At 71.7% G+C, this 24,643-nt stretch carries 21 protein-coding genes; all 21 read right to left on the reverse strand.

Annotated elements, in window-relative coordinates:
- Window positions 1-12: 12 nt before the first annotated feature.
- Window positions 13-1,314, reverse strand: coding sequence for a histidinol dehydrogenase (hisD, locus tag MRBLMI1_RS05400; RefSeq protein WP_367727284.1), 1,302 nt, complete (start codon window positions 1,312-1,314; stop codon window positions 13-15).
- A 72-nt stretch (window positions 1,315-1,386) separates the two neighbouring features.
- Window positions 1,387-2,568, reverse strand: a complete 1,182-nt coding sequence (locus tag MRBLMI1_RS05405; RefSeq protein WP_367727285.1) for a hypothetical protein — start codon at window positions 2,566-2,568, stop codon at window positions 1,387-1,389.
- Window positions 2,569-2,781: 213 nt separating this feature from the next.
- On the reverse strand, window positions 2,782-6,246 hold the full coding sequence (gene dnaE / locus MRBLMI1_RS05410) for a DNA polymerase III subunit alpha (RefSeq protein WP_387054856.1): 3,465 nt from the start codon (window positions 6,244-6,246) through the stop codon (window positions 2,782-2,784).
- 133 nt (window positions 6,247-6,379) lie between these two features.
- Entirely contained in the window at window positions 6,380-7,303 is a 924-nt protein-coding gene (locus MRBLMI1_RS05415) for an RluA family pseudouridine synthase (protein ID WP_367727289.1), read from the reverse strand.
- 1 nt (window position 7,304) lies between these two features.
- Window positions 7,305-8,039: a signal peptidase II gene (lspA, locus tag MRBLMI1_RS05420; RefSeq protein WP_367727290.1), complete on the reverse strand. Its 735-nt coding sequence runs from the start codon at window positions 8,037-8,039 to the stop codon at window positions 7,305-7,307.
- Window positions 8,040-8,045: 6 nt separating this feature from the next.
- Window positions 8,046-8,669: a DivIVA domain-containing protein gene (locus MRBLMI1_RS05425; RefSeq protein ID WP_367727291.1), complete on the reverse strand. Its 624-nt coding sequence runs from the start codon at window positions 8,667-8,669 to the stop codon at window positions 8,046-8,048.
- Window positions 8,670-8,787: 118 nt separating this feature from the next.
- Window positions 8,788-9,090, reverse strand: coding sequence for a YggT family protein (locus MRBLMI1_RS05430; protein WP_367727292.1), 303 nt, complete (start codon window positions 9,088-9,090; stop codon window positions 8,788-8,790).
- A gap of 4 nt (window positions 9,091-9,094) precedes the next feature.
- A complete protein-coding gene (locus MRBLMI1_RS05435) occupies window positions 9,095-9,562 on the reverse strand; it encodes a cell division protein SepF (protein WP_367727293.1) in 468 nt (155 codons plus the stop codon).
- A gap of 31 nt (window positions 9,563-9,593) precedes the next feature.
- Complete coding sequence (locus MRBLMI1_RS05440) at window positions 9,594-10,277, reverse strand: YggS family pyridoxal phosphate-dependent enzyme (RefSeq protein WP_367727295.1); 684 nt, start codon at window positions 10,275-10,277, stop codon at window positions 9,594-9,596.
- Between the two features lie 61 nt (window positions 10,278-10,338).
- Window positions 10,339-11,535 (reverse strand): cell division protein FtsZ, encoded by a 1,197-nt coding sequence (ftsZ, locus tag MRBLMI1_RS05445; protein WP_367727297.1) that lies wholly within the window; start codon window positions 11,533-11,535, stop codon window positions 10,339-10,341.
- 147 nt (window positions 11,536-11,682) lie between these two features.
- Window positions 11,683-12,636 (reverse strand): FtsQ-type POTRA domain-containing protein, encoded by a 954-nt coding sequence (locus MRBLMI1_RS05450; RefSeq protein ID WP_367727298.1) that lies wholly within the window; start codon window positions 12,634-12,636, stop codon window positions 11,683-11,685.
- A gap of 3 nt (window positions 12,637-12,639) precedes the next feature.
- Window positions 12,640-14,046 carry a UDP-N-acetylmuramate--L-alanine ligase gene (gene murC, locus MRBLMI1_RS05455; protein WP_367727300.1) on the reverse strand — a complete coding sequence of 469 codons (1,407 nt, stop codon included), beginning with the start codon at window positions 14,044-14,046 and terminating at the stop codon, window positions 12,640-12,642.
- 120 nt (window positions 14,047-14,166) lie between these two features.
- The gene (locus MRBLMI1_RS05460; RefSeq protein WP_367727301.1) at window positions 14,167-15,240 is read right to left on the reverse strand and encodes a UDP-N-acetylglucosamine--N-acetylmuramyl-(pentapeptide) pyrophosphoryl-undecaprenol N-acetylglucosamine transferase; all 1,074 of its coding nucleotides are present in this window, start codon (window positions 15,238-15,240) and stop codon (window positions 14,167-14,169) included.
- A gap of 104 nt (window positions 15,241-15,344) precedes the next feature.
- A complete protein-coding gene (gene ftsW, locus MRBLMI1_RS05465) occupies window positions 15,345-16,577 on the reverse strand; it encodes a putative lipid II flippase FtsW (protein ID WP_414685790.1) in 1,233 nt (410 codons plus the stop codon).
- A gap of 28 nt (window positions 16,578-16,605) precedes the next feature.
- Window positions 16,606-18,111, reverse strand: a complete 1,506-nt coding sequence (murD, locus tag MRBLMI1_RS05470; RefSeq protein ID WP_367727303.1) for a UDP-N-acetylmuramoyl-L-alanine--D-glutamate ligase — start codon at window positions 18,109-18,111, stop codon at window positions 16,606-16,608.
- The gene (gene mraY, locus MRBLMI1_RS05475) at window positions 18,108-19,214 is read right to left on the reverse strand and encodes a phospho-N-acetylmuramoyl-pentapeptide-transferase (RefSeq protein WP_367727304.1); all 1,107 of its coding nucleotides are present in this window, start codon (window positions 19,212-19,214) and stop codon (window positions 18,108-18,110) included. The genes murD and mraY overlap by 4 nt, the downstream gene beginning before the upstream one ends.
- A complete protein-coding gene (locus MRBLMI1_RS05480; protein WP_367727324.1) occupies window positions 19,211-20,623 on the reverse strand; it encodes a UDP-N-acetylmuramoyl-tripeptide--D-alanyl-D-alanine ligase in 1,413 nt (470 codons plus the stop codon). The genes mraY and MRBLMI1_RS05480 overlap by 4 nt, the downstream gene beginning before the upstream one ends.
- Window positions 20,624-20,670: 47 nt before the next feature.
- Entirely contained in the window at window positions 20,671-22,464 is a 1,794-nt protein-coding gene (locus MRBLMI1_RS05485; protein WP_367727365.1) for a peptidoglycan D,D-transpeptidase FtsI family protein, read from the reverse strand.
- 4 nt (window positions 22,465-22,468) lie between these two features.
- Window positions 22,469-23,149, reverse strand: a complete 681-nt coding sequence (locus tag MRBLMI1_RS05490) for a hypothetical protein (RefSeq protein ID WP_367727367.1) — start codon at window positions 23,147-23,149, stop codon at window positions 22,469-22,471.
- Complete coding sequence (rsmH, locus tag MRBLMI1_RS05495; RefSeq protein WP_367727368.1) at window positions 23,146-24,099, reverse strand: 16S rRNA (cytosine(1402)-N(4))-methyltransferase RsmH; 954 nt, start codon at window positions 24,097-24,099, stop codon at window positions 23,146-23,148. Before rsmH ends, MRBLMI1_RS05490 begins: the two co-directional genes overlap by 4 nt.
- A 98-nt stretch (window positions 24,100-24,197) precedes the next feature.
- On the reverse strand, window positions 24,198-24,629 hold the full coding sequence (gene mraZ / locus MRBLMI1_RS05500) for a division/cell wall cluster transcriptional repressor MraZ (protein ID WP_367727680.1): 432 nt from the start codon (window positions 24,627-24,629) through the stop codon (window positions 24,198-24,200).
- Window positions 24,630-24,643: the final 14 nt, after the last annotated feature.

The following is a 24,643-nucleotide window of genomic DNA, read 5'->3' on the forward strand; positions in this document are numbered from 1 at the left end:
GGGATCGCCAGACTACGCCGGGAAGCGGGCGGTGACGGCCTCGCCGTGCGCGGGCAGGGCCTCGGCCTCGGCGAGGGTGACGATGGCATCCCGGACCGCCGCCAGCGCGTCGCGGTCGTACTCCACGACCTGCTGCGGGCGCAGGAAGGTCGCCGCGGAGAGACCGGAGCTGTACCGCGCCTGTCCCCCGGTCGGCAGCACGTGGTTGCTGCCGGCGAGGTAGTCGCCGAGGCTGACCGGCGTGTACGGGCCGACGAACACCGCGCCCGCGTGCACGAAGTCTTCGGGACGCGGGTCGGACAGGTGCAGCTCCAGGTGCTCGGGCGCGTAGGCGTTGCTGAAGGCGGTCGCCTGCGCGATGTCGTCGACGAGGACGACGGCCGACTGCGGCCCGTCGAACGCGGTCGTCACGCGGGCGCTGTGCCGCGTCGCCGCAACGCGCTCCGGCAGCGCGGCGCGCACGGCGTCGGCCAGCTCGGGGTCGTCCGTCACGAGGACGGCGGACGCCTGCTCGTCGTGCTCGGCCTGGCTGACCAGGTCGGCGGCGACGAGACCGGGGTCGGCCGAGGCGTCGGCGACGACGAGGATCTCGGTGGCACCGGCCTCGGAGTCGGTTCCGACGCGTCCGGCGACGGCGCGCTTGGCGGATGCCACGAAGTTGTTGCCCGGCCCGGTGACCACGTCGACCGGGTCGAGGCCGATGGCGGACACCCCGTGGGCGAACGCGCCGATGGCGCCCGCTCCGCCCATGGCGTAGACCTCCGTGACGCCCAGCAGCCGGGCGGCCGCGAGGATCACGGGGTGCACGCGCCCGTCGAAGGCCGCCTGCGGAGGCGAGGCGAGGGCGACCTCGCGCACACCGGCGACCTGCGCGGGAACCGCGTTCATGACGACGCTGGACGGGTAGACGGCCTTGCCGCCGGGGACGTAGAGGCCCACGCGGCGCACCGGCTGCCAGCGCTGGGTGACGCGGGCCCCGGGACCGATCTCGGTGACCGTGGGCGGCGGCACCTGCGCGGCCGAGGCCGTGCGCACACGGCGGATGGCCTCTTCGAGCGCGGCGCGGATCTCGGGCGCGAGCTGGTCGAGGGCTTCGTCGAGGTGCTCCGCGGGGACGCGAAGGGCGTGGCCGGTCACGCGGTCGAATCGCTCGGCCTGGTCGCGCAGGGCCTGCTCGCCGTGGGCGGCGACGTCGTCGACGAGGCGGGCGGCCGTCGCGAGGGCCTCGTCGCGCGCGGCGTCGGCGCGGGGAACGGCGGCGAGCAGCTCGGCCGGCGTGAGGACGCGGCCGCGCAGATCGATGGTGCGGAGCATGAGTCCAGGCTACCGGCCGCCCGCGAGCCGCCCGCCCCGAGGCGGAGCGGCTCGCAGGCGCTGCTCAGGTGGTCAGCCGCGCGTGACGCCGGAGACGTCGTGCAGGTAGCCGATGCGGCCGTCGTCGTGGCGCACGACGAACGTCTCGCCGCGGTCCTCGACCACGAGCGCCCAGGCGGTGGGGCCGATGTGGAAGATGGGCGTGCCGTAGTCGTCGACGATCTCGCGCTCCTCCGGCACGAGCGCCCAGAACGCCTGCGCCGCGTGCGGGTGGGGCTCGTCGCCGTGGGTGTCGTGCACGGCCGTCTGCGCGCCGGTGTCGTCGCGCAGCGGCGCGAACACGTCCGTGTCGTGGGTGTCGGCGTCGTGACCGCCGGTGGAGGCCGGCAGCACCGTCGTCGCCGGTGCCCCGTCGTGGGGAAGATCGACGGAGCCCGTGTACGACCCGGGGGCGTCCCCCTCGTGGCGGACGTCGGACGGAGCCGGTGCGGCGGCGGGCTTCGACGCCGCGGCGCGCGGGGCGCGGGGCGCGCGGGGGGCGCGCGGAGCGCGCGGGCGCGGGACGACCCCGGCGATCGGCCGGGCGTTGCGGTGCGCGGGGATCTCGTCGCGACGCTGGAAGTCCTGCTCGAACGGCGGGATGAACGGCGCGAAGACGGTGAAGACGACACCGGCGACCATGAGGGCCGCCTCCACCCACACGACCCAGGAGCGGGGCCAGAAGCCGGCCTCGTTCGCGACGGCGACGGTGTCCCACACCCACGCCACCCACACGAGGGCCGCGACCGAGAACGCGACGGAGGCGAACTGGTCGATGCCGAGCGAGCCCACGCGCCGGATGCCCTGGGGCGACAGGCGGCGCAGCACGATGAGACCCACGGCGACCGTCGGCAGCGCAATGGCCGGGATCCACCACAGACCCGACAGCCAGACGTTCGACCCGCCGACCAGCACCCGGGCCGGAACGACGAGTTCGTTGAGGCGGAAGAACGACACGAGGAACGCGACGGCCCAGATTCCGAGGAGCACGACCTCGCGCACCGAGAACGGGCCGACGCCGTACTGCGGCGCGTCCGTCGAGTCGGGGCGGGCGGCGCCCGGTCGCGCGGATGCGTCGGCGTCGTGCGGGCGGGACGTGTGCGCCGCGCCGGCGGTGGGGGTCTCCCCCGCGGTCCCGTCGGGGGCGGGGCGCCCCGTGGCGCCGTCGTCCGAGGCCGCCACCGCGGCGATGTGGTCGTCGTTGCGATCAGTCACGATCATCCTTTCCGAGCGCCGGAGCGCGTCGTCACTGTATCGATGGTGCCGGAGCGCCAGGCGCACCGTCACGTATCCGGGGGTTTCGGAGCGCGCACGCACCGTCACGTATCCAGAGTGCCGGAACGCTCCCGGCGCACCGTCACATATCGAGCGTGCCGCGAGATCGCCGCCGGTCCGCCCGGGTTGACAGCCGTCGGCACGGCGGGGTGCTCAGCCGAGGCAGTTGGGGCCGAGGAGCCCCTTCAGCTCCCCGAACAGGTCGGCGGTGACGCGGACGGGCAGCGGCACCTCGAAGACCTTCGCCGTGCCCGCTTTGTGCAGTTTGAGCGTCACCTCTGTACTGCCTGAATGCCGACGGAGCATCTGCGCGAGCTCGCCCACGAGCGCCTCGTTGGCGCGCTGCTCCGGCACCATCAGCACCAGGCCGCTCGTCTCGTCGAGACCCTCGAGGTCGGGCGCGAACGCGCTCTGCGCGTGCAGATTGAGGCCGTCGTCCCGACGGGACACGCGCCCGCGGACGACCATGATGCTGTCGGCCACGAGCGCCGGGCCGAACTCCGCGTAGGTCTTGCCCATGAACATCACGGTCACCTCGCCGTTGAAGTCCTCGACGGTGACCATGCCGTACGGGTTGCCGCTCTGCTTCGCGACGCGGTGCTGCACGCTCGTGAGCAGTCCGGCGACGGTGACCTGATCGCCGTCCTGCACGTCCTCCGAGGCGAGCAGGTCGTGGATCGACGTCGACGCGTGCTTGGCGAGCGGCACCTCGAGACCCGCGAGGGGGTGGTCCGACACATACAGGCCGAGCATCTCGCGCTCGAACGCGAGCTTGTCCTTCTTCGTCCACTCGGGCCGCTCGGGGACCTTCTGCACCTGCTGGGGCTCGTCCCAGAGCGAGTCGAAGTCGAAGCCGACCTCGCCGTTGGCCTCGCGCCGCTTGTCGAGCACGGCGCCCTCGCAGGCGTCCTCGTGGATCTCGACCAGGGCGCGCCGTGTCGAGCCGAGCGAGTCGAACGCCCCGGCCTTGATGAGCGACTCCACCGTGCGCTTGTTCGCGACGTGGACGGGGACCTTCGACAGGAAGTCGTGGAACGACGTGTAGGGGGCCTCCTGCCGCGCGGCCACGATCCCGTCGACGACGTTCGTGCCGACGTTGCGGACCGCGCCGAGGCCGAAGCGGATGTCCTCGCCCACGGCGGCGAAGAAGCGGATGGACTCGTTGACGTCGGGCGGGAGCACCTTGATGCCCATGCGGCGGCATTCGTTGAGGTAGACCGCCATCTTGTCCTTCGAGTCGCCCACGCTCGTCAGCAGCGCGGCCATGTACTCGGCGGGATAGTGGGCCTTGAGGTACGCGGTCCAGTACGAGACGAGACCGTATGCGGCGGTGTGGGCCTTGTTGAAGGCGTAGTCCGCGAAGGACTCGAGCACCTTCCACAGCGTCTGCTGGGCGACCTCGCCGAAGCCGCGCTCGGTCATGCCGCCGAAGAAGATCTCCTTCTGCTTGTCGAGCTCGCTCTTCTTCTTCTTGCCCATCGCGCGACGCAGCAGGTCGGCCTGTCCGAGCGTGTACCCGGCGACGCGCTGGGCGACGGCCATCACCTGCTCCTGGTAGACGATGAGGCCGTAGGTCGTGTCGAGGATGTCGGCCAGCGGCTCCTCGAGCTCGGGGTGGATCGGCTCGATCTCCTGCTGCTTGTTCTTGCGCAGCGCGTAGTTGATGTGCGAGTTCACGCCCATCGGACCCGGGCGGTACAGCGCCAGCACGGCCGAGATGTCCTCGAAGTTGTCGGGGCGCATCAGGCGCAGCAGCGAGCGCATCGGCCCGCCGTCGAGCTGGAACACGCCGAGCGTGTCGCCGCGCGCCAGCAGCTCGTACGAGGCCGCGTCGTCGAGATCCAGGTCCTCCAGGACGAGCGGATGGCCGCGGTTGGCCTCGATGTTGTCGAGCGCGTCGTTGATGATGGTGAGGTTGCGCAGCCCGAGGAAGTCCATCTTGATCAGGCCGAGCGACTCGCACGCGGGGTAGTCGAACTGCGTGACGATCTGGCCGTCCTGCTCGCGGCGCATGATCGGGATGATGTCGATGAGCGGCTCGCTCGACATGATGACGCCCGCGGCGTGGACACCCCACTGCCGCTTCAGGTTCTCGAGCCCGAGCGCGGTGTCGAAGACCGTCTTCGCCTCGGCGTCGGTCTCGATGAGCGTGCGGAACTCGCTCGCCTCCTTGTAGCGCGGGTGCTCCGGGTTGAACATCCCGTCGAGGGGCATGTCCTTGCCCATCACCGCCGGCGGCATCGCCTTGGTGAGCTTGTCGCCCATGCTGAACGGGAAGCCGAGGACGCGACCGGCGTCCTTGAGCGCCTGCTTCGCCTTGATCGTGCCGTACGTGACGATCTGAGCGACGCGCTCGTCGCCGTACTTCTCCGTGACGTACTGGATGACCTCGCCGCGACGACGGTCGTCGAAGTCGACGTCGAAGTCGGGCATGGAGACGCGGTCGGGGTTGAGGAAGCGCTCGAAGATGAGGCCGTGCTGCAGCGGGTCGAGGTCGGTGATCTTCATCGCGTACGCGACCATCGAGCCGGCTCCCGATCCACGACCGGGACCGACGCGGATGCCGTTGCGCTTGGCCCAGTTGATGAAGTCGGCGACGACGAGGAAGTAGCCGGGGAACCCCATCTGCAGGATGACGTCGGTCTCGTACTCGGCCTGCTTCCGGACGGCATCCGGGATGCCGCCGGGATAGCGGTCCTGCAGGCCGTTCTCGACCTCCTTGATCATCCAGCTGCCCTCGGTCTCGCCCGGGGGCACGGGGAAGCGCGGCATGTAGTTGGCGGAGGTGTCGAACTCGACCTCGCACCGCTCGGCGATGAGCAGCGTGTTGTCGCAGGCCTCCGGGTTGTCGCGGAAGACCTGGCGCATCTCGGCCGGCGACTTGACGTAGTAGCCGTCGCCGTCGAACTTGAAGCGCTTCGGGTCGTCGAGCGTCGAGCCCGACTGGACGCACAGCAGCGCCGCGTGGCTCGTGGCGTCGTGCTGGTGCGTGTAGTGCAGGTCGTTGGTGCCGACCAGCGGGATGCCGAGGTCCTTCGAGATCTTCAGCAGGTCGCTCATGACCCGGCGCTCGATGGACAGGCCGTGGTCCATGATCTCGGCGAAGTAGTTCTCTTTGCCGAAGATGTCCTGGAACTCCGCCGCCGCCGCTCGCGCGGCGTCGTACTGGCCGAGGCGCAGCCGCGTCTGGACCTCGCCCGAGGGGCACCCGGTCGTCGCGATGAGCCCCTTGCCGTACGTCTGCAGCAGCTCGCGGTCCATGCGGGGCTTGAAGTAGTAGCCCTCCATGCTCGCCTTCGACGACAGGCGGAACAGGTTGTGCATGCCCTCGGTCGTCTCGGACAGCAGCGTCATGTGCGTGTACGCGCCCGAGCCGGACACGTCGTCGCCCTGCTGCTCCGGTGTGCCCCAGCGCACACGCGCCTTGTCCGAGCGGTGGGTGCCGGGGGTGACGTAGGCCTCGATGCCGATGATCGGCTTGATGCCCGCGTCCTTGGCGGTCTTGTAGAACTCGAAGGCCGCGAACGTGTTGCCGTGGTCGGTGACGGCGATCGCCGGCATCCCCTGCGTGACGGCCTCCTGGACCATCGGGCCGATGCGCGCAGCGCCGTCGAGCATCGAGTACTCGCTGTGCACGTGGAGGTGAACGAAGGAGTCTGCTGCCACGCGTCGAGTCTACGGTCGACCTCCGACATCGCCTCGCGATGTTCGTGGCGGACACCCAGTCGGAGGACGTCTCCCGCGCGTGTCGTCAGATTCCGTCGCTCAGCAGCTCGAGAGCGTGCGCGAGGTCGGCGGGGTAGGCGGACTCGAATGAGACCCACTCCCCCGTCGCCGGGTGGGCGAAGGCGAGCCGATGGGCGTGCAGCCACTGCCGGGTCAGCCCCAGCCGGGCGGCCAGCGTCGGGTCGGCTCCGTAGAGCGGGTCGCCGACGCACGGGTGACGGTGGGCGGCCATGTGCACCCGGATCTGGTGGGTGCGTCCGGTCTCGAGGTGGATCTCCAGCAGCGAGGCGCGCGGGAAGGCCTCGAGCGTCTCGTAGTGGGTGACCGAGTCCTTGCCGTCCGGTGTGACGGCGAACTTCCAGGAGTGGCTCGGGTGCCGTCCGATGGGGGCGTCGATCGTCCCCGCGAGCGGGTCCGGGTGCCCCTGGACGACCGCGTGGTAGACCTTCTCGACCTCGCGCTCTTTGAACGCGGCCTTGAGGAGCGTGTACGCCCGCTCGCTCTTGGCGACGACCATGAGGCCGCTGGTGCCGACGTCGAGACGGTGCACGACCCCCTGCCGCTCGGCGGCGCCCGTCGTCGCGATCCGGTATCCCGCCGCGGCGAGGGCGCCCAGGACCGTGGGCCCGTCCCAGCCGACCGAGGGGTGCGCGGCCACGCCCGCGGGTTTGTCGACCACCACGATGTCGTCGTCGTCGTAGGCGATGCCCAGATCGGGCACCGCGACCGGGACGATCTCGGGGTCGCGCTTCGGCTCCCACTCGACGAGGAGCCACGACCCGGCCCGCAGGCGGTCGGAGCGGGCGGCGGTGCGCCCGTCGACGGTCACGCCGCCGGCGTCGGCGACGTCCGCCGCGAAGGTGCGCGAGAACCCGAGCATCTTGGCGAGCGCCTGGTCGATGCGCGTTCCGTCGAGCCCGTCGGGGACGGGGAGGCTCCGCGACTCCATGTCAGCGGGTCCCCGGCTCGGCGGTGTCCGCCGCCTCTCCGGGCTGGGCGCGTCGGCTGTCGTCGGCGGGTCGCTCGGACGTCGCCGGACGGCGGTCGGCGGGCGCGACGGTGTCAGCGGCCGCAGCGGCGGGCGCGGCGGTGTCAGCGGCCGTAGCGGCCTCACCGGCGGGCGCGGCGGTGTCGTCGGCCGCCGCGGCGGCCTCGGCCTCGCGCGACGCCCGCGTCTCGCGCGTGCCGTCGAGGCGGAGCCCGAACAGGACGAGGAGCGCGACGGAGATCATCATCGTGACGATGAACATGTCGGCCACGTTGTAGATGGCGGGCATCATCCAGGGCGTCGAGATGAAGTCGACGACGTGCCCGACCGGGAAGCCCGGGTCGCGCAGCAGGCGGTCGGTGAGGTTGCCGAGCACGCCGCCCAGCAGCAGACCGAGCACGGTCGCCCACAGCCGCGACCGCACGCGGGTGACGGCGAGGAACACGATCACACCCGCGACCACCGCGAGGGCGATCGTGAACAACCACGTGACGCCCTCGCCGAGGGAGAACGCGGCGCCCGGGTTGCGGACGAGGTAGAACTGCAGGAACTCGCCGAGGATCGGCACCACCTGCTCGGGTGGCAGGGACGCGATGGCGAGGACCTTGGTGAACTGGTCGGCGGCCAGCACCGTCACCGCGAGGATCGCGATGAGGATGCCGGCCGCCGCCGCACGCAGGGGGGGTCGACTGCGCAAAAGGGTTTACAGGCCGATGGCCGACACCGGGGTCGAGCCCGAGGTGGACGCCGAGGTGTCGAGGTCGCGGAGCTGGCCCTCGATGTACGAGCGCAGCTGTGCACGGTAGTCGCGCTCGAAGGTGCGGAGCTCGGTGATACGACCCTCGAGGGTCGTGCGCTCCTTCTCGAGACGGGCGCGCTCCTCGCGGCCCTTCTGCTCGGCCTCGGCGACGATGGATGCCGCCTGCGCCTGCGCCTCGGAGATGAGCTGGTCGCGCTGCGCCTTGCCCTCGGCGACGTGCTCGTCGTGCAGGCGCTGGGCCAGCTCGATGATGCCGGCGCTAGCGGCGGCGGGGGCCGTGTCGGGCTCGGCGGCGGGGGCCGGGGCAGCGGCGGCCGGGGCCTCGGCGGCGGGCTCCTCGGCGGCGGCGGGCTCCTCGGCGGCGGGAGCGGCGGCGGCGGCCGGAGCGGCCTCACCGTTCTCGTACGCGGCGAGCTTGGCCTTCAGCTCCTCGTTCTCGGCGATGGTCTTGCGCCACTCGACGACGATCTCGTCGAGGAAGTCGTCGACCTCGTCGGGGTCGAAGCCCTCCTTGAACCGCACGTGCTGGAACTGCTTGGTGACGACGTCATCGGGGGTCAGTGCCATGGTGTTTCCTCTTTCGAGAGCTCTGAGTCGGAACTGTGGGGGTGTCGCACCGGGGCGTACCGCTTCGGAACAGCATAGCCGCCGCCCTTCTCCGGTGTCGAAGGGCGGCGGCGGATCGTCACAGGGCCGCGAGGGACCGGGTGACGCTCAGAAGCAGGAAGCAGAGGAACATCGTGATCGCGAAAGCGAAGTCGATCGCGATGCCCCCGATGCGCAGCGGCGGGATCACCCGGCGCAGGAGCTTGATGGGCGGGTCGGTGACCGTGTAGACGATCTCCGCCGCGACCAGGCTCGCTCCGCGCGGGCGCCACTCGCGATTGAACAGCGGGATGTACTCCAGCACGAGACGCGCCAGCAGCACGATGATGTAGATGAAGAGGAGCGTGCTGAGGATGGAGCCGACCAGGCTCAGGACGGCCACAGGATTACGGCTGCGCGAACGGCGCGACCTCGGGGTCGGCCTGAGCGATCGCACCGTCGCCGGAGACGGCGATGTTCTCGGGCGAGAGCAGGAAGACCTTGCTCGTCACCCGCTCGATGCGGCCGTACAGTCCGAGCGAGAGTCCGCTCGCGAAGTCGATCAGACGACGTGCGTCCGCATCGCTCATCTGCGACAGGTTGATGATGACCGGGATGCCCTCGCGGAAGTTCTCGGCGATCGTCTGAGCGTCGCGGTACTGCTTGGGGTGCACCGTCAGGATCTCGCTGACCGGTCCGGCCGTCGGCTGACGCACCACGGCGGGGCGGTGCAGCGGCGTCACGGGCGCGGTCTTCTCGACAGCAGCCGGCTGCGGCTGCTTGCGAGCGACCGGCTGCGCGGCAGGCTCCTCATAGGTCTCCTCCTCGTCGGCGAGTCCCAGGTACACCATCGTCTTCTTGAGCGGGTTCGACATCGCATCCTCCGTTCGCTCGTCTGGTTCGAGGCTAGCCGCGCACGGGCCGCGGACCCGTGATTGCCGAGCCGATCCGTAGGTGTGTCGCGCCCATCGCGATCGCCTCCGGGAAGTCGTTCGTCATGCCGGCCGAGATCCACCCGGCGGCGGGGTCGAGGGTGCGCAGCACGTCCGAGGCGGCGCGCAGCCTCTCGAAGGCGCGCGCCGGGTCCTCGTCGAGCGGGGCGACGGCCATCACGCCCCGCGTGCGCAGCCCGGGAAGCGCGTGCACGTGCGTCGCGAGCGCCTCCACCTCCGCGGGCGCGACGCCGCCGCGACCCGGGTCCTCGGTGAGGTTCACCTGCAGCAGCACGTCGAGGACGTCGTCGCCGCCGGCCGCGTCGAGCGCGTCGGCGATCCGGGGGCGGTCGACGGAGTGGACGACGTCCGCCGCGGCGCGGACCGCGCGGGCCTTGTTCGTCTGCGCCTGGCCGATGAAGTGCCAGGTGAGACCGGGCAGATGCGCGAGCTCCTCCCGCTTGGCGCTCAGCTCCTGCTGACGGTTCTCGCCCACGTGTCGGACGCCGAGCGCGTGGAGCTCCGCCACGAGCGCCGCGGGGTGGAACTTCGTCACGACGATCCGGGTGATCTCCGCGGGGTCCCGGTGCGCGGCACGGGCGGCCTCGACGATGCGGGCGTCGACGTCCGCCAGCCGGTCGGCGAGGGTGGCATCCATGGGTCTCCTTCGACGGCAGAGCGGGCCCGGTCGGAACCGGACCCGCTCGCTGCCGCGCGGCTTACTTGAGGAAGTCGGGCACGTCGAGGTCGTCGTCGGCGTAGCCGTCGAACGAGCTCTCGGGCACGCGGGCGACGACCGGGGCCGGCTCGGGCGCGCGCTCGGGGGTGCGCTCGGTCCCGCGATCGGTGGCCGCCTTCTGCTCCTCGGCGGCGTCGAGGTCGCGCGCCACGTCGTCCGCGGGGATGGACGGCAGGACCGGGGTCGCGGCCGGGCGCGCCGCACCGACGGCGTCGATGCGCAGCGAGGGCTCGCCGCCGTCGAAGCCGGCCGCGATGACCGTCACGCGCACCTCGTCGCCCAGCGTGTCGTCGATGACCGTTCCGAAGATGATGTTCGCCTCGGGGTGCGCGGCCTCCTTGACGAGCTGGGCCGCGTCGTTGATCTCGAAGATGCCGAGGTTCGATCCGCCCTGGATCGACAGCAGCACGCCGTGGGCGCCCTCGATGGAGGCCTCGAGCAGGGGCGACTCGACGGCCAGCTCCGCGGCCTTGATGGCGCGGTCCGCACCGCGGGCCGAGCCGATGCCCATGAGGGCCGAACCGGCGCCCTGCATGACCGACTTGACGTCGGCGAAGTCGAGGTTGATGAGACCGGGGGTCGTGATGAGGTCGGTGATGCCCTGGACACCGGCGAGCAGCACCTGGTCGGCCGTGGCGAACGCCTCGATCATCGAGATGCCGCGGTCGCTGATCTCGAGCAGACGGTCGTTCGGGACGACGATGAGGGTGTCGACCTCCTCCTTCAGGCGGGCCACACCGCCCTCGGCCTGGCTCTGGCGACGACGGCCCTCGAAGGAGAACGGCTTGGTGACCACACCGATGGTGAGGGCGCCGATCGACTTCGCGATCTTGGCGACGACGGGCGCGCCGCCCGTGCCGGTCCCGCCGCCCTCGCCCGCGGTGACGAAGACCATGTCGGCGCCGCGCAGCGCCTCCTCGATCTCCTCGGCGTGGTCCTCGGCGGCGCGACGGCCCACCTCGGGATCCGCACCGGCGCCGAGGCCGCGCGTCAGCTCTCGGCCGACGTCGAGCTTGACGTCCGCGTCGCTCATCAGCAGCGCCTGCGCGTCGGTGTTGATCGCGATGAACTCCACGCCGCGCAGGCCCAGCTCGATCATGCGGTTGACGGCGTTGACGCCGCCTCCGCCCACACCGACGACCTTGATGACGGCGAGGTAGTTCTGGTTGTGGCTCATGCCGGCCTCCGTTATCCCCGAACCCGAAACTCTAAACCTCATGTTGAGGGTTAAAGAATTGCCCGGTATGCAATTCCTTAGCTCGAAGGTAGGCGGCGCTTCCCGCCCCGACCGATCGACACGCGGCGTGTCGGAACATCGCCCCGACTATCCGCGGACGACGCCGGCCTCGGGGGATGTGACGTCGTACTCGCGACCGGCCTGCGGCGGGCTCTTCTGCAGGAGGAGGTTCAGGACGACGGCCTTCTCCGCCGACTCGTCCGCGCTCCCCCACACCACGCGGGACCCGCTCCCGGTCAGGGTGAACGCGACGTCGTCCGCCGTCGTGGCGGTGACCTCCGCCACCTGGGAGCGGATGCCGTCGGGCAGCGCCCGCACCACGCGGCCCGCCGCGCGGAACGCGGTGGAGTCGGCGCCGCCGTCGACCCGCAGCAGGGGCACGCCCGACGGGGCCTGGGACGAGGTCGAGAGCGCCACGCCGGCGGCATCCACCACCGTGAAGACGCCGTCGGACTCGATCGCGCCGACCGGGGTGCGCTCCACGATGCGCACGACGAGGTCGTGGGGCGGACGCGCCTCGAGGGTGTAGGACTCCACGAGCGGGAACCGCACGAGCGCCGCCTTCACGGCGCTGTCGTCCACGAGCGCGAGGGGCGTGCCGAGCTGGTCGTCCAGCGCCGCCGTCACCGCGGCCGCGTCCAGCTGCGACGTGCCGACCACCTCGACGCGTTCCAGGGCGAAGAGCGGGCTGTAGGCCGCGCCCGCGGTGCCCAGGACGGTCACCAGCACGGCGACGCCGACGCCGATCCAGACGCGCCGCCGCCGGCGCTGCCGGACCGTGAAGCGCTTGACCTCGGCCCGGAGGGCGCGGCGCCGGGCCCGCGAGGCCCGCCACACGTCGCGCAGGCTCGTGCCCGTGGCATCCGTCTCCGGGTCGACCGCGGTCTCCCGGGGGACTGTCCGGTCCGCCGCGGCGACGGCCGGACGGGACGGGGCCGCATCATCCGGACGAGCGGATGCCGTCGGCCTCGCCTCCCGTGCCGGGGCGGGAGCCCGGCGCTCCGCCGCGGGCGGGGTGGGCAGGGGCGAGGGCCGGTCCATGGCTCAGACCGCCGCGCCGTCCGTGCGCGCCAGCGCGTCGAGGACCTGCGGGATGAGCTGGTAGACGTTGCCGCAGCCGAGGGTGATGACGTAGTCGCCGGGACGCGCGATGGAGGCGGTGTAGTCGGCGGCCTGCTGCCAGTCCGGCACGTAGTGCACGTGGGCGGGGTCGGCGAAGGCGCCGCTGACGAGCTCTCCCGTCACGCCGGGCACGGGGTCCTCGCGGGCGCCGAAGACGTCGAGCATGACCGTGTGGTCCGCGTGCGTCTCGAGGACCTCCGCGAACTCGCGGTACATCTCCTGCGTGCGGGAGTAGGTGTGCGGCTGCTGGATCGCGATCAGACGGCCGTCCCCGACGACGGTGCGGGCCGCCGACAGCGCCGCGGCCACCTCCGTCGGGTGGTGGGCGTAGTCGTCGAACACGCTCACCCCGCGCTGCACGCCGTGCAGCTCGAACCGGCGCACCGTGCCGCCGAAGCCCTCGACGGCGCGCGCGGCGTCGGCGAGGGGATGTCCGAGCACCCGCAGGACGGCGACCGCCCCCGCGGCGTTCACCGCGTTGTGGGCGCCGGGCACCCTCAGCTGCACGTCGACGGTCTCGTCGCCGGCGGTGAGGGTGAAGGCGACGGGCCCGTCGGTGCGGATGCCGCCGAGACGCACGTCCGCGTCGGCGTCCTCGCCGAAGGTGACGACGGTGCGGTGGGTGATCCGCTCGCGGACCGACCGCGCCCCCGGGTCGTCGGCCGAGATGACGACGGCCTCCCCCGCCGCGTCGGCGAAGCGCGCGAAGGCGGCGTCGAACGCGTCACGGGAGCCGTAGTGGTCGAGGTGGTCGGGATCGACGTTGGTGATGAGCGCGACGGACGTGTCGTACAGCAGGAACGTGCCGTCGGACTCGTCGGCCTCGATGACGACGAGGTCGTCCGAGCCCGTGCCGCTGGAGGCGCCGAGGTCGGCGATGACGCCGCCGTTGACGAAGGTGGGATCGAGCTCGAGGGCCCGGAGCGCGGTCACGATCATGCCGGTCGAGGTCGTCTTGCCGTGCGCGCCGGCGACGGACACCAGGCGCCGGCCGCCGATCAGCCAGTGCAGCGCCTGGGACCGGTGGATGACGTGGAGGCCGCGCTCCTTGGCCGTGACGAACTCGGGGTTCTCGGGCCAGATCGCCCCCGTGTGCACGACGGTGTCGGCGTCGCCGAGGTGGGCGGCGTCGTGGCCGATGTGGACCGTGGCGCCGCGGGCGGCGAGGTCGCGGAGGGCCGCGCTGTCGGCGCGGTCGGACCCCGAGACGCGGATGCCGCGGTCGAGGAACATGCGGGCGAGGCCGGACATGCCCGAGCCGCCGATCCCGATGAAGTGGGCGGCGGTGATGGACTCGGGGATGGGGAGGCTCAGGTCGGGTCTGATCATGGCGTTGCGATCCTACGTCGCCCGGCCGAGGGGGCCGTCCTGGCACGCCCAGCGGGGCTGCCCTCGCCGGCGCCGCGGGTCGAGCCAGCGCTGCCGGTCGTGTCAGCGCTGCCGGTCGTGTCAGCGCGCGAGGGCGCGGTCCACGAGGGCGATGACGTTCTCGGTGCCCGCGCGCGTCCCCGTCCGCGCCGTGGCGGCCCGCATGGCCGCGCGGCGCTCTTCGTCGCGCAGCAGCGGCACGATGTCCGTCCGCACCCGGTCCGCGGTGAAGTCCGCATCCGGGATCAGCAGCGCGGCGCCCGCCCGCACCGCGGACGCGGCGTTCAGGCGCTGCTCCCCGTTGCCGACGGCGTAGGGCACGTACACCGCCGGGATGCCGAGGGCGCTGATCTCGCTCACCGTCGCCGCCCCCGAGCGCGAGACGATCAGGTCGGCGAGCGCGAAGGCGAGGTCCATCCGGTCGACGTAGCGGACGACCGCGTAGCCGGGCTCCCCCGGATCGGCCAGGTCCGACTTCTCCCCCGTCACGTGCAGCAGCTGCCAGCCGGCCTCCCGCACGTCGCGCCACGCGCCGCCGAAGGCCTCGTTGAGACGCAGCGCCCCCAACGAGCCGCCGAAGACGAGGAGCGTCGGGGCGGCGGCATCCAGTCCGAAGTGCCGCGCCGCCTCCTCGCGGAGACCGGAGGCCTCGAGCTCGACGATCTCGCGACGCAGCGGCATCCCGACCACCTCCGCCCCGCGCAGCGGGGTGCCCTCGAACGCGACGCCAACCGCCGCCGACCCACGGGCCCCGAGGACGTTGGCGAGCCCGGGCTTGGCGTTGGCCTCATGCACGACGTACGGGATGCGCTCCCGCCGTGCCGCGACGTAGGCGGGGGCGGACGCGTAGCCGCCGAAGCCGACGACCACGTCCACGCCGCGCTCGCGGATGTAGCGGCGGACTAGCGCGACGGCACGGAGGAAGGCGGACGGGAAGGCGGCGGCGGCACGGTTCGGCCGGCGCGGGAAGGGGACCTTGGGGACGACGAGCAGCTCGTACCCGCGCAGCGGCACGAGACGCGCCTCGAGCCCCTCGCGGGTGCCGAGCACGAGCACGTCGGCCGCGGCGTCGCGGGCGCGCAGCCCATCGGCGACGGCGAGCAGGGGGTTCACGTGGCCGGCGGTGCCGCCGCCGGCGAGGAGGTAGGTCGTCACCGTTCCACCGTAGTCAGCGACGCCGGCTCCGCCGTCCTCGGCGAGGTCGGCGCGGCGGCTTCTCCGGCGTCCTCAGCGGCGCCGGCGCGGCTTCTCCGGCGTCCTCAGCGGCGCCGGCGCGCCGACGCCACGGGAGCGTCCGCGGGGCGCCGCTCGGGCAGCCCGCGAGCGAACGACAGCAGCACGCCGCACGCGATGAGCACCGACAGCAGCGACGTCCCGCCCTGCGACATGAACGGCAGCGGCACACCCAGCACGGGGAACACCCGTAGGACCACGCCGATGTTGATCAGAGCCTGACCGACGATCCAGATGGTGATCGCGCCCGACACGATGCGGACGAACGGGTCGTCGGTGCGGCGGATGACGTGGAACGCGCCCACCGCGAAGAGGGCGAACAGCAGCAGCACGACGATGCAGCCGATGAGTCCCAGCTCCTCGCCGACGATGGCGAAGATGTAGTCGTTGGCGGCCGCGGGGAGCCAGTCGTACTTCTCCGCCGAGTTGCCCAGTCCGACCCCGAACACGCCGCCGGCAGCGAGCCCCCAGATGCCGTGCAGCGGCTGGTAGCAGTCGCCGAGGTACTGCGCGAGGCAGTCCTGGTCGAGGAAGCTCATGATGCGGCGCATGCGGTCGGCGCTCGTCACCGCGAGCACGGCCACCGCGCCGAGCGCGGCGATCGCCGGCAGCACGAAGATGCGCAGCTTGACGCCCGAGAAGAACAGCGCGCCGAGCAGCACCAGCACCAGGACCATGGCCGTGCCGAGGTCCCGGCCGCCCATGACCGTGGCGATGACGAGGGCGGCGACGGGGACCACGGGGATGAAGACGTGGTGCCAGACGCCCAGCAGCGTCTGCTTGCGGAAGAGCACGTACCCCAGCCACAGCGCGAGGGCGAGCTTGAGGAACTCCGCCGGCTGCGCTTGGACGAACCCGAGGTCGATCCAGTTGCGGTTTCCGTTGGCCTCGACGCCCAGCGGCGTGAACACCAGCAGCTGGAACAGCAGCGCGCCGATGAGGGCGGGCCACGCGATCCGCTTCCAGAACTTCAGCGGAGCACGGCTGAGGACGAACATCAACGGCACGCCCAGCAGCGCGAACACGCCCTGCTTCATGACGTGCTCGAACGGGCTCTGTCCACCGTCGAGCGCCGAGGTCGCCGAGAGCACCATGACGAGGCCGAAGCCGGTGAGCAGCAGTGCCGTCGAGGCGATCAGCAGGAACTCGCTCGGCACGGGCGCGAAAGCCTTGCCCAGCGACACCCGCGCCATGAGGCCGCCGCGCTCACGCGGAGCCTCGTCGGGGCTCTGGTGGGGAGGAGGTGCCGTCGTGGTCACGGTGTCCCCTTCCGGTCCGCTCGTTCGGTCAGTCGTCCTGGCTCGCGATCCACGACCGCACCGCGTCCGCGAAGCGTTCGCCGCGGTCCGCGTAGGACGCGAACTGGTCGAAGGACGCCGCCGCGGGAGCCAGGAGAACGGTGTCTCCGTCCCGGGCCACGCCCGCCGCCAGATCGACGACCCGGGCCATGACGTCCTCAGTCTCGGCGTGGTCGACCTCGAACAGCGGCACCGCCGGGGCGTGTCGCGCGAACGCCGCGACGATGTCGGCGCGCTCCGTGCCGATGACGATGACCGCGCGCGCCGCTCCGCCGCGGGCGCGGACGAGGTCGCTCAGGTCGACGCCCTTCAGCAGACCCCCGACGACCCACACGGCACCGGGATAGGCCGCGAGGGACGACGACGCGGCGTGCGGGTTGGTGGCCTTGGAATCGTCCACCCAGGTCACGCCGCGATGCGCGGCGACGACCTGGATGCGGTGCGGGTCGAGCGTGAAGCGCAGGAGCGCGTCGCGGATGGCCGCCGGCGGCACGTCCAGGGAGCGCGCGAGGGCGCTCGCGGCGAGGACGTTCGCCACGATGTGCGGCGCGGCGAGACCCCGCGCGGCGAGGTCCTCGACCGTCGTCAGCTCGAGCGCGGAGGTCGCCCGCTCGGCGAGGAACGCCCGGTCGACGAGGATGCCCTCGACGACGCCGAGGTCGCTCGGACCGGGGATGCCGAGGTCGAACCCGATGGCCCGGGCTCCCTCGATCACCTCGGCGTCCTCGACCATGCCGCGGGTGGCCTCGTCGGCCTTGTTGTAGACGCAGGCGACGCGTGTGCGGGCGTAGATCCCGGCCTTCGCGTCGTGGTACTCCTGGGCGCCGCCGTGCCACTCGAGGTGGTCGTCGGCGAGGTTCAGGCAGACGGCGGCGTGCGGCGAGAGAGCGTCGTCGCCGGTCTGCAGGTTGAGGTACCAGAGCTGGTGGCTGGACAGCTCGACGACGAATGCGTCGAACCCGGCGGGGTCGCGCACCGCGTCGAGCACCGGCGTGCCGATGTTGCCGACGGGGGCGGCACGGAGACCGCCCGCGACGAGCATCTCCGCGGTCAGGCGCGTCGTCGTGGTCTTGCCGTTGGTGCCGGTGATGAGGACCCAGTCCGCGGGGCGTCCGTCGGGCCGCACGACCTTGTCGCGCACGCGCCAGGCGAGCTCGACGTCGCCCCAGAGGGCGATGCCGTTCTCCTGCGTCCAGCGGATGACCGGATGCGACGGCGGGAAGCCCGGCGAGGCGATGACGACCTCGGGCGCGAAGTCGACCAGCTCGGCCGGCGGCGCGTCGAGAGGACCGACGTGGAGCCCTGCGCCGATGACCGGCAGCAACCGCGCATACTCCTCCGCGGCCTTCTCGGTGACGACGAGCACCTCGGCACCGAGCTCGGCGAGGGTGTCGGCGACGGAGAAGCCCGTCACCGACAGGCCGAGCACGGCGACGCGGAGGCCGCGCCACTCGGCGTACCAGCTGGTCAGGGAGTCCAGACGAGGGGAGCTCATGCGCGCGACAGCCATTCGACGTAGAAGAAGCCGACCCCGGAGACCGCCAGCAGTCCGGCGATGATCCACATGCGGACGACGATGGTGACCTCGGGCCACCCCCGCATCTCGAGGTGGTGGTGCAGCGGGCTCATGAGGAACAGGCGCTTGCCGCGGGTGACCTTGAAGTAGGCGCGCTGCAGGATCACCGAGCCGGAGGCGATGACGTAGACGCCCGCGACGAGGATGAGCAGCAGCTCCGTGCGAGTGAGGATCGCCATCGCGGCGATCACGCCGCCGATGGCCATCGAGCCGCAGTCGCCCATGAACACCTTCGCCTTCGGCGCGTTCCACCACAGGAACCCGACGAGGGCGCCGACGAACGCCGCGGACACGATCGCGAGGTCGAACGGATCCCGGACGGCGTAGCAGGCCGGCTGCACGGCCGGGTCGAGCGCTCCGGTGCAGACCTGCTGCACCTGCCAGAACGCGATGAGGCTGTAGGCGCCGACGACGAAGATGCCGGAACCCGCGGCGAGGCCGTCGAGTCCGTCGGCGACGTTGACCGAGTTCGACGTGGCCGTGCCGATGAGCGAGATCCACGCGAGGTAGAGCAGCCATCCGAGGATCGGGCCGAGCGCGAAGAACGACAGCAGCTGGATGTCCCGGAACACCGAGATGTAGGCGGAGGCGGGCGTCTGTCCGAAGTTGTTGGGGAAGTTCAGCGCCACGATGGCGAACGGCACCGCCACGATGACCTGGCCGGCGATCTTGCGCCAGCCCGACAGCCCGAGGCTGCGCTGCTGACGGATCTTCATGTAGTCGTCGATGAATCCGACGACGCCGAAGCCGACCATCAGCCAGAGGACGAGCAGACCCGACACCGTCGGCGGGTTGTTGCCGGCGAAGGAGCCGATCAGGTACCCGACGATCGTGCCGAGGATGAAGATGGTGCCGCCCATCGTCGGCGTGCCGCGCTTGGCGGCGTGCGACGGGTTGTGCACGTTCTCGGGGGTGCGGATGACCTGCCCCCAGCCCCACTTGCGGAACCACCGCAGGAAGACCGGGGTGAGGAAGAGGGTGAAGGCGAGCGAGATCGCTGCCGCCGTCAGAAGTGACCTCACGCGAACGCCTCTCCCAGACGGTCGCCGAGCAGCCTGAGCCCGGCGGAGTTGGACGACTTGACCAGCACGCGGTCGCCGTCGCGCAGCTCGGTGAGCAGGTAGTCGTACGCGGCGTCGGCGTCGGCGAAGAACACCGCCTCACCGTCCCACGACCCCTGCGCGATGGCCTCGAGGTACATGCGGCGGGCGTCCTGACCGATCACGACGATGCGCTGGATGCGCAGCCGGACGGCCAGGAGTCCGATGCGGTCGTGCTCCTCCTCGGCGTACTCGCCGAGCTCGCTCATCGCGCCGAGCACGGCGACGGTGCGCTCGTGCGGGGCCGTGATCTGCGCGAGCGTACGGAGGGCCGCGGCCATCGAGTCGGGGCTCGCGTTGTAGGCGTCGTTGATGATGCGCACGCGGTCGGAACCGAGCGGCTGCATCCGCCAGCGCTCGGCGATCTCGACGGTCTCGAGTCGCGCGATGGCGTCGGCCGGGGTCACGCCGAGCGCGATCGCCGCGGTGAGGGCGGCGAGGGCGTTCATGACGTGGTGCTCCCCGAGCACGCGCAACGTGAGGTCGAACTCCTGGCCGTCGACGAGCAGGCGGGCCCGGGTGCCGGATGCCGAGACCTCGACGTCCGTCGCCCGCACCTGCGCGCGCTCGCCCCGGCCGAACCAGCGGACGTCGATCCCGCGCTCGCGCGCGATCGGCTCCATGGCGGCCACACGGGGGTCGTCGGCGTTGAGGACGGCCAGGCCGCCCTCGCGGGTGGCCTTCACGAGCTCGCTCTTGGCGTGGAAGGTCGACTCGATGCCGCCGAAGCCGCCGGCGTGCGCCATGCCGACCATGAGCACCACGCCGATGTCGGGCGTCACGAGTCCGGCCAGGCGCGCGATGGCCCCGGGCGCGCTCGCCCCGAACTCGCTCACGAGGAAGCGCGTGTCGTCGGTGACCCGCAGCATCGTCAGGGGGGCGCCCACCTCGTTGTTGAAGGAGGCGCGCGGAGCGACGGTCTCGCCCTCGTCCGCGAGGATGCGCGCGAGCAGGTTCTTGGTGGTGGTCTTGCCGTTGGACCCGGTGATGCCGACGACGCGCAGATCCCCGCGGGCGCGCACGCGCGCGACGACCTCGCGCGCCAGAACGGACAGGGCGCCCACGGCATCCGGGACGACGATCTGCGACACCGGGTCGTCCACCTCGCGCTCGACGATGGCGAGGGCGGCCCCGCGTTCGACGGCGGCGGCGACGAACAGGTGCCCGTCGGTGGTCTCGCCGGGCTTGGCGACGAAGACGTCGCCCGGCTCGATGAGACGGGAATCGGTGTCGACGAGACCGGAGACGAGGGATGCCTCGGTGTCGGCGCCGCGCAGGACGAGACGCCCGCCGAGCACGGCGGAGATGTCGGAGAGGCTCAGAGAGATCATGGCTGTGTGCGGACGCCCTTCCTGTGGGGGGACGGCATCCGGCGGGGTCAGCCGAACTTGGGGAGTTCGGGGGTGGTCGTTCCGGACGGGATCACTCGATAGTTCTTCAGGACCTGGGTGAGGGCCTTCTGGAAGGCAGGCGCGGTGGCCGCAGACGACTTTACCGTCCGGGGTTCGTCGAGGTTGACCGCGACGACGTACTGGGGGTCGTCGGCGGGCGCGAAGCCGATCATGGTCGTGTAGTACGCGCCCTGCTTGTAGGCCCCGGTCTCGGGGTCCGACTTCTCGCCCGTTCCGGTCTTGATCGCGACCCGGTAACCCGGGATCGACACCTGCGATGCGAGCGTGCCCTGGGTGGCCACGTTCTCGAGCATGAGCGAGACCTGGTCGGCGACGCCCTCGGAGAAGACGCGCTCCCCCTCGGCGTCGGGCACGTCGGTCACGGTCCCGTCCGCCGCGGTGCAGCTCTCCACCAGCGACAGCGGCATCTTCACGCCGCCGTTGGCGATGGTCTGATACGCCCCGACCAGCTGCGGCACCGTGACCGCGAGCCCCTGGCCGAACGTCGTGTTGTAGAACGTCTGGTTTTCCCAGTCGGCGACCGGACGCAGGATGCCGCCGGACTCGCCGGGGAAGCCGATCGCGGTGGGCGTGCCGATGCCGAGCTTCTTCAGGTAGTCGTAGCGCGTCTCGACGGGAATCATCTCGCCGAACTTGCTGATGCCCACGTTCGAGGAGTCGATGAGCACGCCGGTCAGCGTGTAGTTGTTCGCCGGGTGGACGAAGGCGTCGCGGACGCGCGCGCCGTTCGGCATCGTCTCGGACGACGACGCGGTGACGGTCGTGCTCGCGTCGAAGGCCCCGGTCTCGAGCCCGATGGCGGCCGTGAGGGCCTTGAAGGTCGAGCCGGGTTCGTTGGGCCCGGCGAAGGCGCGGCTCTCGCGGTCGGCCGCGGGCGTGGCGGTCGGGTCGTTGGGGTCGACGGCGGGGTACTCCGCGAGCGCCCGGACCTTGCCGGTCTTGGCCTCGACGACCGTGATGGTGCCGCCGAGCGAGCCGGTGTTCTGCACCTGCTCGGCGATCAGCTGGCTGAGGTACCACTGCAGGTCGCGGTCGATCGTGAGCTTGAGCGTACCGCCGTCGATCGCCGGCGCGGTCTCCACCTCGGTGCCGGGCAGCACGCCGCCGTAGCGCCCCCGCTGGTAGACGACCGAGCCGTCGGTGGACTGCAGGCAGGAGTCGTCGGCGGACTCGAGCCCGGCCAGCGGCTGACCGTCGCTGCCGACGAACCCGATGAGGTTGCCGGCCACGGCGCCGTCGGGGTACACCCGCGCCGGCTGGGGCGTGAAGCTGAGGAACGGCACGCCGAGGTCGGCGAGCGCCCGGTACTGCTCGGTCGAGACGTTCTTGACGATCTGCGCCCACTGCGACGACGGGTTCGCGGCGTGCGCGTCGACGACGATCTTCTCGACCTCGGCCACGTCCTGCTTCGTGATCGCCGCGATCTCTCCGGCGATGTCGGCCCACGACCGCGTCACCTTCTGGCCGTCGTCGTCGCGGTAGCTGATCCCGTCGACGGCGAGGGACGGGTCGATCGCCACGTCGTAACGGCGGACGCTGGATGCCAGCGTGACGCCGTTCTCGTCGACGATCGAGCCGCGCGTGCCGTACACGGTGCGCTGGCTCTGCATGCCCATGGCCTTGGCGTCGTCGACGTGCTCGCCGGCGTTGACCACCTGGATGTCGACCAGGCGGATGATGAACGCCGTCAGCACGATGAGCACGACGGCGAGGGCGACCACGGTACGGCGGCGCGGGGACCGCGTGAGCATCGTCGTCATGGGCTTATCGTGTCGCCGGAGTCGGGAGACCGTCGGAGATCGACGGGGGTGTCGTGATCGTGGGGGCCGGAGTGCGCGAGGCGTCGCCGGGCCCCTCGACCGCGACCACTCCCCCGGCGGCATCCGTCGACGCGGCGGGGTCGGTGCCTGCGGCGGGGTCCGAGGTCCCGGCGGCGTCGGATCCTGCGGCGGGAGCCTCGGCGTCGGCGGCCGGGTCGGTCACGAGGGGGACGCCGGCGATCAGGGCGTTGCGCACCGAGCCGCGGCCCAGCGCGTCGATGGACGAGGCGCCCTCCGCGGGCTGTCCGGAGCCGATCACCGCGCCGTCGCTGAGGCGCAGGTAGGTGGGCGACTCGTCGATGACCATCCCGAGGGCGGACGCGTTGGCGGCGAGGTACTGCGGCGAGCTGAGCCCCGCGACCTCGTCGTAGAGGATCTGCTTCTGGTACGTGAGGTCGCGCTGCTGCTGGGTGAGCGTGGAGATCTCGAACGTGCTCTGCGTCGTGAGGATCGACAGACCCATCTGCACGAGCGCGATCAGCACCGCCCCGGTGACCGCGATCACACCGAACGCCCGGCGCGGGGCGCGCCGGCGCGCGGGCGCGGCGGGGACGGGCTGCAGGCGCCGCGGGGTGCGGACGGGGGTGGGGAACTCCGGCAGCAGGGCGGCGTTCGACGTGCTCATGCGGCCTCCTCGACCCGTTCGGCGGCGCGCAGACGCACCGGGGTGGCGCGGGGGTTGGCCGCGCGTTCTTCCTCGCTCGCGAGCTCGGCGCCGCGGACGAGGAGTCGGAACTTGGGGGCGTGCTCGGGCAGCTCCACGGGCAGACCGCGCGGGGCGGTGGACGTGGATGCCTCGGCGAACACGCGCTTGACCAGTCGATCCTCGAGCGACTGGTACGACAGCACGACGATGCGACCGCCCACGCCGAGCACGTCCAGCGCGGCGGGGATGGTGCGCTCGAGCACGGACAGCTCGGCGTTCACCTCGATGCGCAGCGCCTGGAAGACGCGCTTGGCGGGGTGGCGCTCGCGCAGGACCGCCGCCGGCGTCGCGGCCTGCAGCACGTCCACGAGCTGACCCGACCGCTCCAGCGGGGCCTGCGCCCGTGCGGCGATGATGGCGCGGGCGTAGCGCCCGGCCAGCTTCTCCTCGCCGTACCGCTCGAAGATGCGTCGCAGGTCGCCTTCGCCGTAGGTCGCGAGGACGTGGGCGGCGGTCACGCCGCTCGTCTGGTCCATGCGCATGTCCAGCGGGGCGTCCTGGGCGTAGGCGAAGCCGCGGTCGGCGACGTCGAGCTGCAGGGACGAGACGCCGAGGTCGAAGAGGATGCCGTCGACCTTGTCCACTCCCGCCGAGGCGACCGCCGCGGCGATGCCGTCGTAGACGGTGTGCACGAGGGTCACGCGATCGCCGAACCGCGCCAGCCGCTGCCCCGCGATGCGGAGGGCGTCGGTGTCGCGGTCGAGGCCGATGAGTCGCGTCGTCGGGAAGCGCTCGAGGAACGCCTCGGAATGGCCGCCCATGCCGAGGGTGCCGTCGACGAAGACGCTGCCCTCGCGCTGCAGCGCGGGGCCGAGGAGCTCGGCACAGCGCTCGAGGAGGACGGGGGTGTGGATGTCGCGGATGTCCATGATTCTCCGGATCCGGTCCCGGGCTCTGATCCCCATCCGCATCGACCTGGCGCCGGGGAAGTGCGTCAGGGCGTGCGGCTGGGAATCACAGCCGAGGATCAGAACAGTCCGGGGATCACCTCCTGCTCCATCTCGGCGTACGTCTCTTCGTTGCTCTCGGCGTAGGTGTTCCACGCCTCCGCGTCCCAGATCTCGGCGTGGGCGCCGACTCCGGTGACGACCAGCTCGCGCCCCAGGCCCGCGTAGGCCCGGAGGGCCGGCGGAACGGTGATGCGGTTCTGGCTGTCGGGCTTCTCGGCGCTGGCCCCCGAGAGGAACATGCGCAGGAAGTCGCGGGCCTGCTTGTTGCTGAGCGGGGCCTCGCGGATCCGCTCGTGGACGCGCTCGAACTCCTCCGTGCTGAACACGTAGAGGCAGCGGTCCTGCCCCCGGGTGATCACCACACCGGCGCCGAGATCGTCCCGGAACTTCGCGGGCAGGATGACCCGACCTTTGTCGTCGAGCTTGGGCGTGTGCGTGCCGAGCAGCATCCGGGACACACCCC

It is taken from the genome of Microbacterium sp. LMI1-1-1.1 (assembly GCF_040815675.1).
GTDB lineage: Bacteria > Actinomycetota > Actinomycetes > Actinomycetales > Microbacteriaceae > Microbacterium.

Excerpts from the sequence above, each read along its gene's own strand:
- hisD (WP_367727284.1), bottom strand. The coding sequence starts at position 1,314 with ATGCTCCGCACCATCGATCTGCGCGGCCGCGTCCTCACGCCGGCCGAG.
- MRBLMI1_RS05490 (WP_367727367.1), bottom strand. The coding sequence starts at position 23,149 with ATGAGCACGTCGAACGCCGCCCTGCTGCCGGAGTTCCCCACCCCCGTC.
- MRBLMI1_RS05480 (WP_367727324.1), bottom strand. The coding sequence starts at position 20,623 with ATGATCTCTCTGAGCCTCTCCGACATCTCCGCCGTGCTCGGCGGGCGT.
- ftsZ (WP_367727297.1), bottom strand. The coding sequence starts at position 11,535 with ATGAGCCACAACCAGAACTACCTCGCCGTCATCAAGGTCGTCGGTGTG.
- murD (WP_367727303.1), bottom strand. The coding sequence starts at position 18,111 with ATGAGCTCCCCTCGTCTGGACTCCCTGACCAGCTGGTACGCCGAGTGG.
- rsmH (WP_367727368.1), bottom strand. The coding sequence starts at position 24,099 with ATGGACATCCGCGACATCCACACCCCCGTCCTCCTCGAGCGCTGTGCC.
- murC (WP_367727300.1), bottom strand. The coding sequence starts at position 14,046 with ATGATCAGACCCGACCTGAGCCTCCCCATCCCCGAGTCCATCACCGCC.
- MRBLMI1_RS05450 (WP_367727298.1), bottom strand. The coding sequence starts at position 12,636 with ATGGACCGGCCCTCGCCCCTGCCCACCCCGCCCGCGGCGGAGCGCCGG.
- MRBLMI1_RS05425 (WP_367727291.1), bottom strand. The coding sequence starts at position 8,669 with ATGGCACTGACCCCCGATGACGTCGTCACCAAGCAGTTCCAGCACGTG.
- MRBLMI1_RS05415 (WP_367727289.1), bottom strand. The coding sequence starts at position 7,303 with ATGGAGTCGCGGAGCCTCCCCGTCCCCGACGGGCTCGACGGAACGCGC.
- mraZ (WP_367727680.1), bottom strand. The coding sequence starts at position 24,629 with ATGCTGCTCGGCACGCACACGCCCAAGCTCGACGACAAAGGTCGGGTC.
- MRBLMI1_RS05435 (WP_367727293.1), bottom strand. The coding sequence starts at position 9,562 with ATGTCGAACCCGCTCAAGAAGACGATGGTGTACCTGGGACTCGCCGAC.
- dnaE (WP_387054856.1), bottom strand. The coding sequence starts at position 6,246 with ATGCTCGACGGCGCTGCGCGCATCGGCCCGATGGTCCAGGAGGCCGTC.
- MRBLMI1_RS05440 (WP_367727295.1), bottom strand. The coding sequence starts at position 10,277 with ATGGATGCCACCCTCGCCGACCGGCTGGCGGACGTCGACGCCCGCATC.
- MRBLMI1_RS05485 (WP_367727365.1), bottom strand. The coding sequence starts at position 22,464 with ATGACGACGATGCTCACGCGGTCCCCGCGCCGCCGTACCGTGGTCGCC.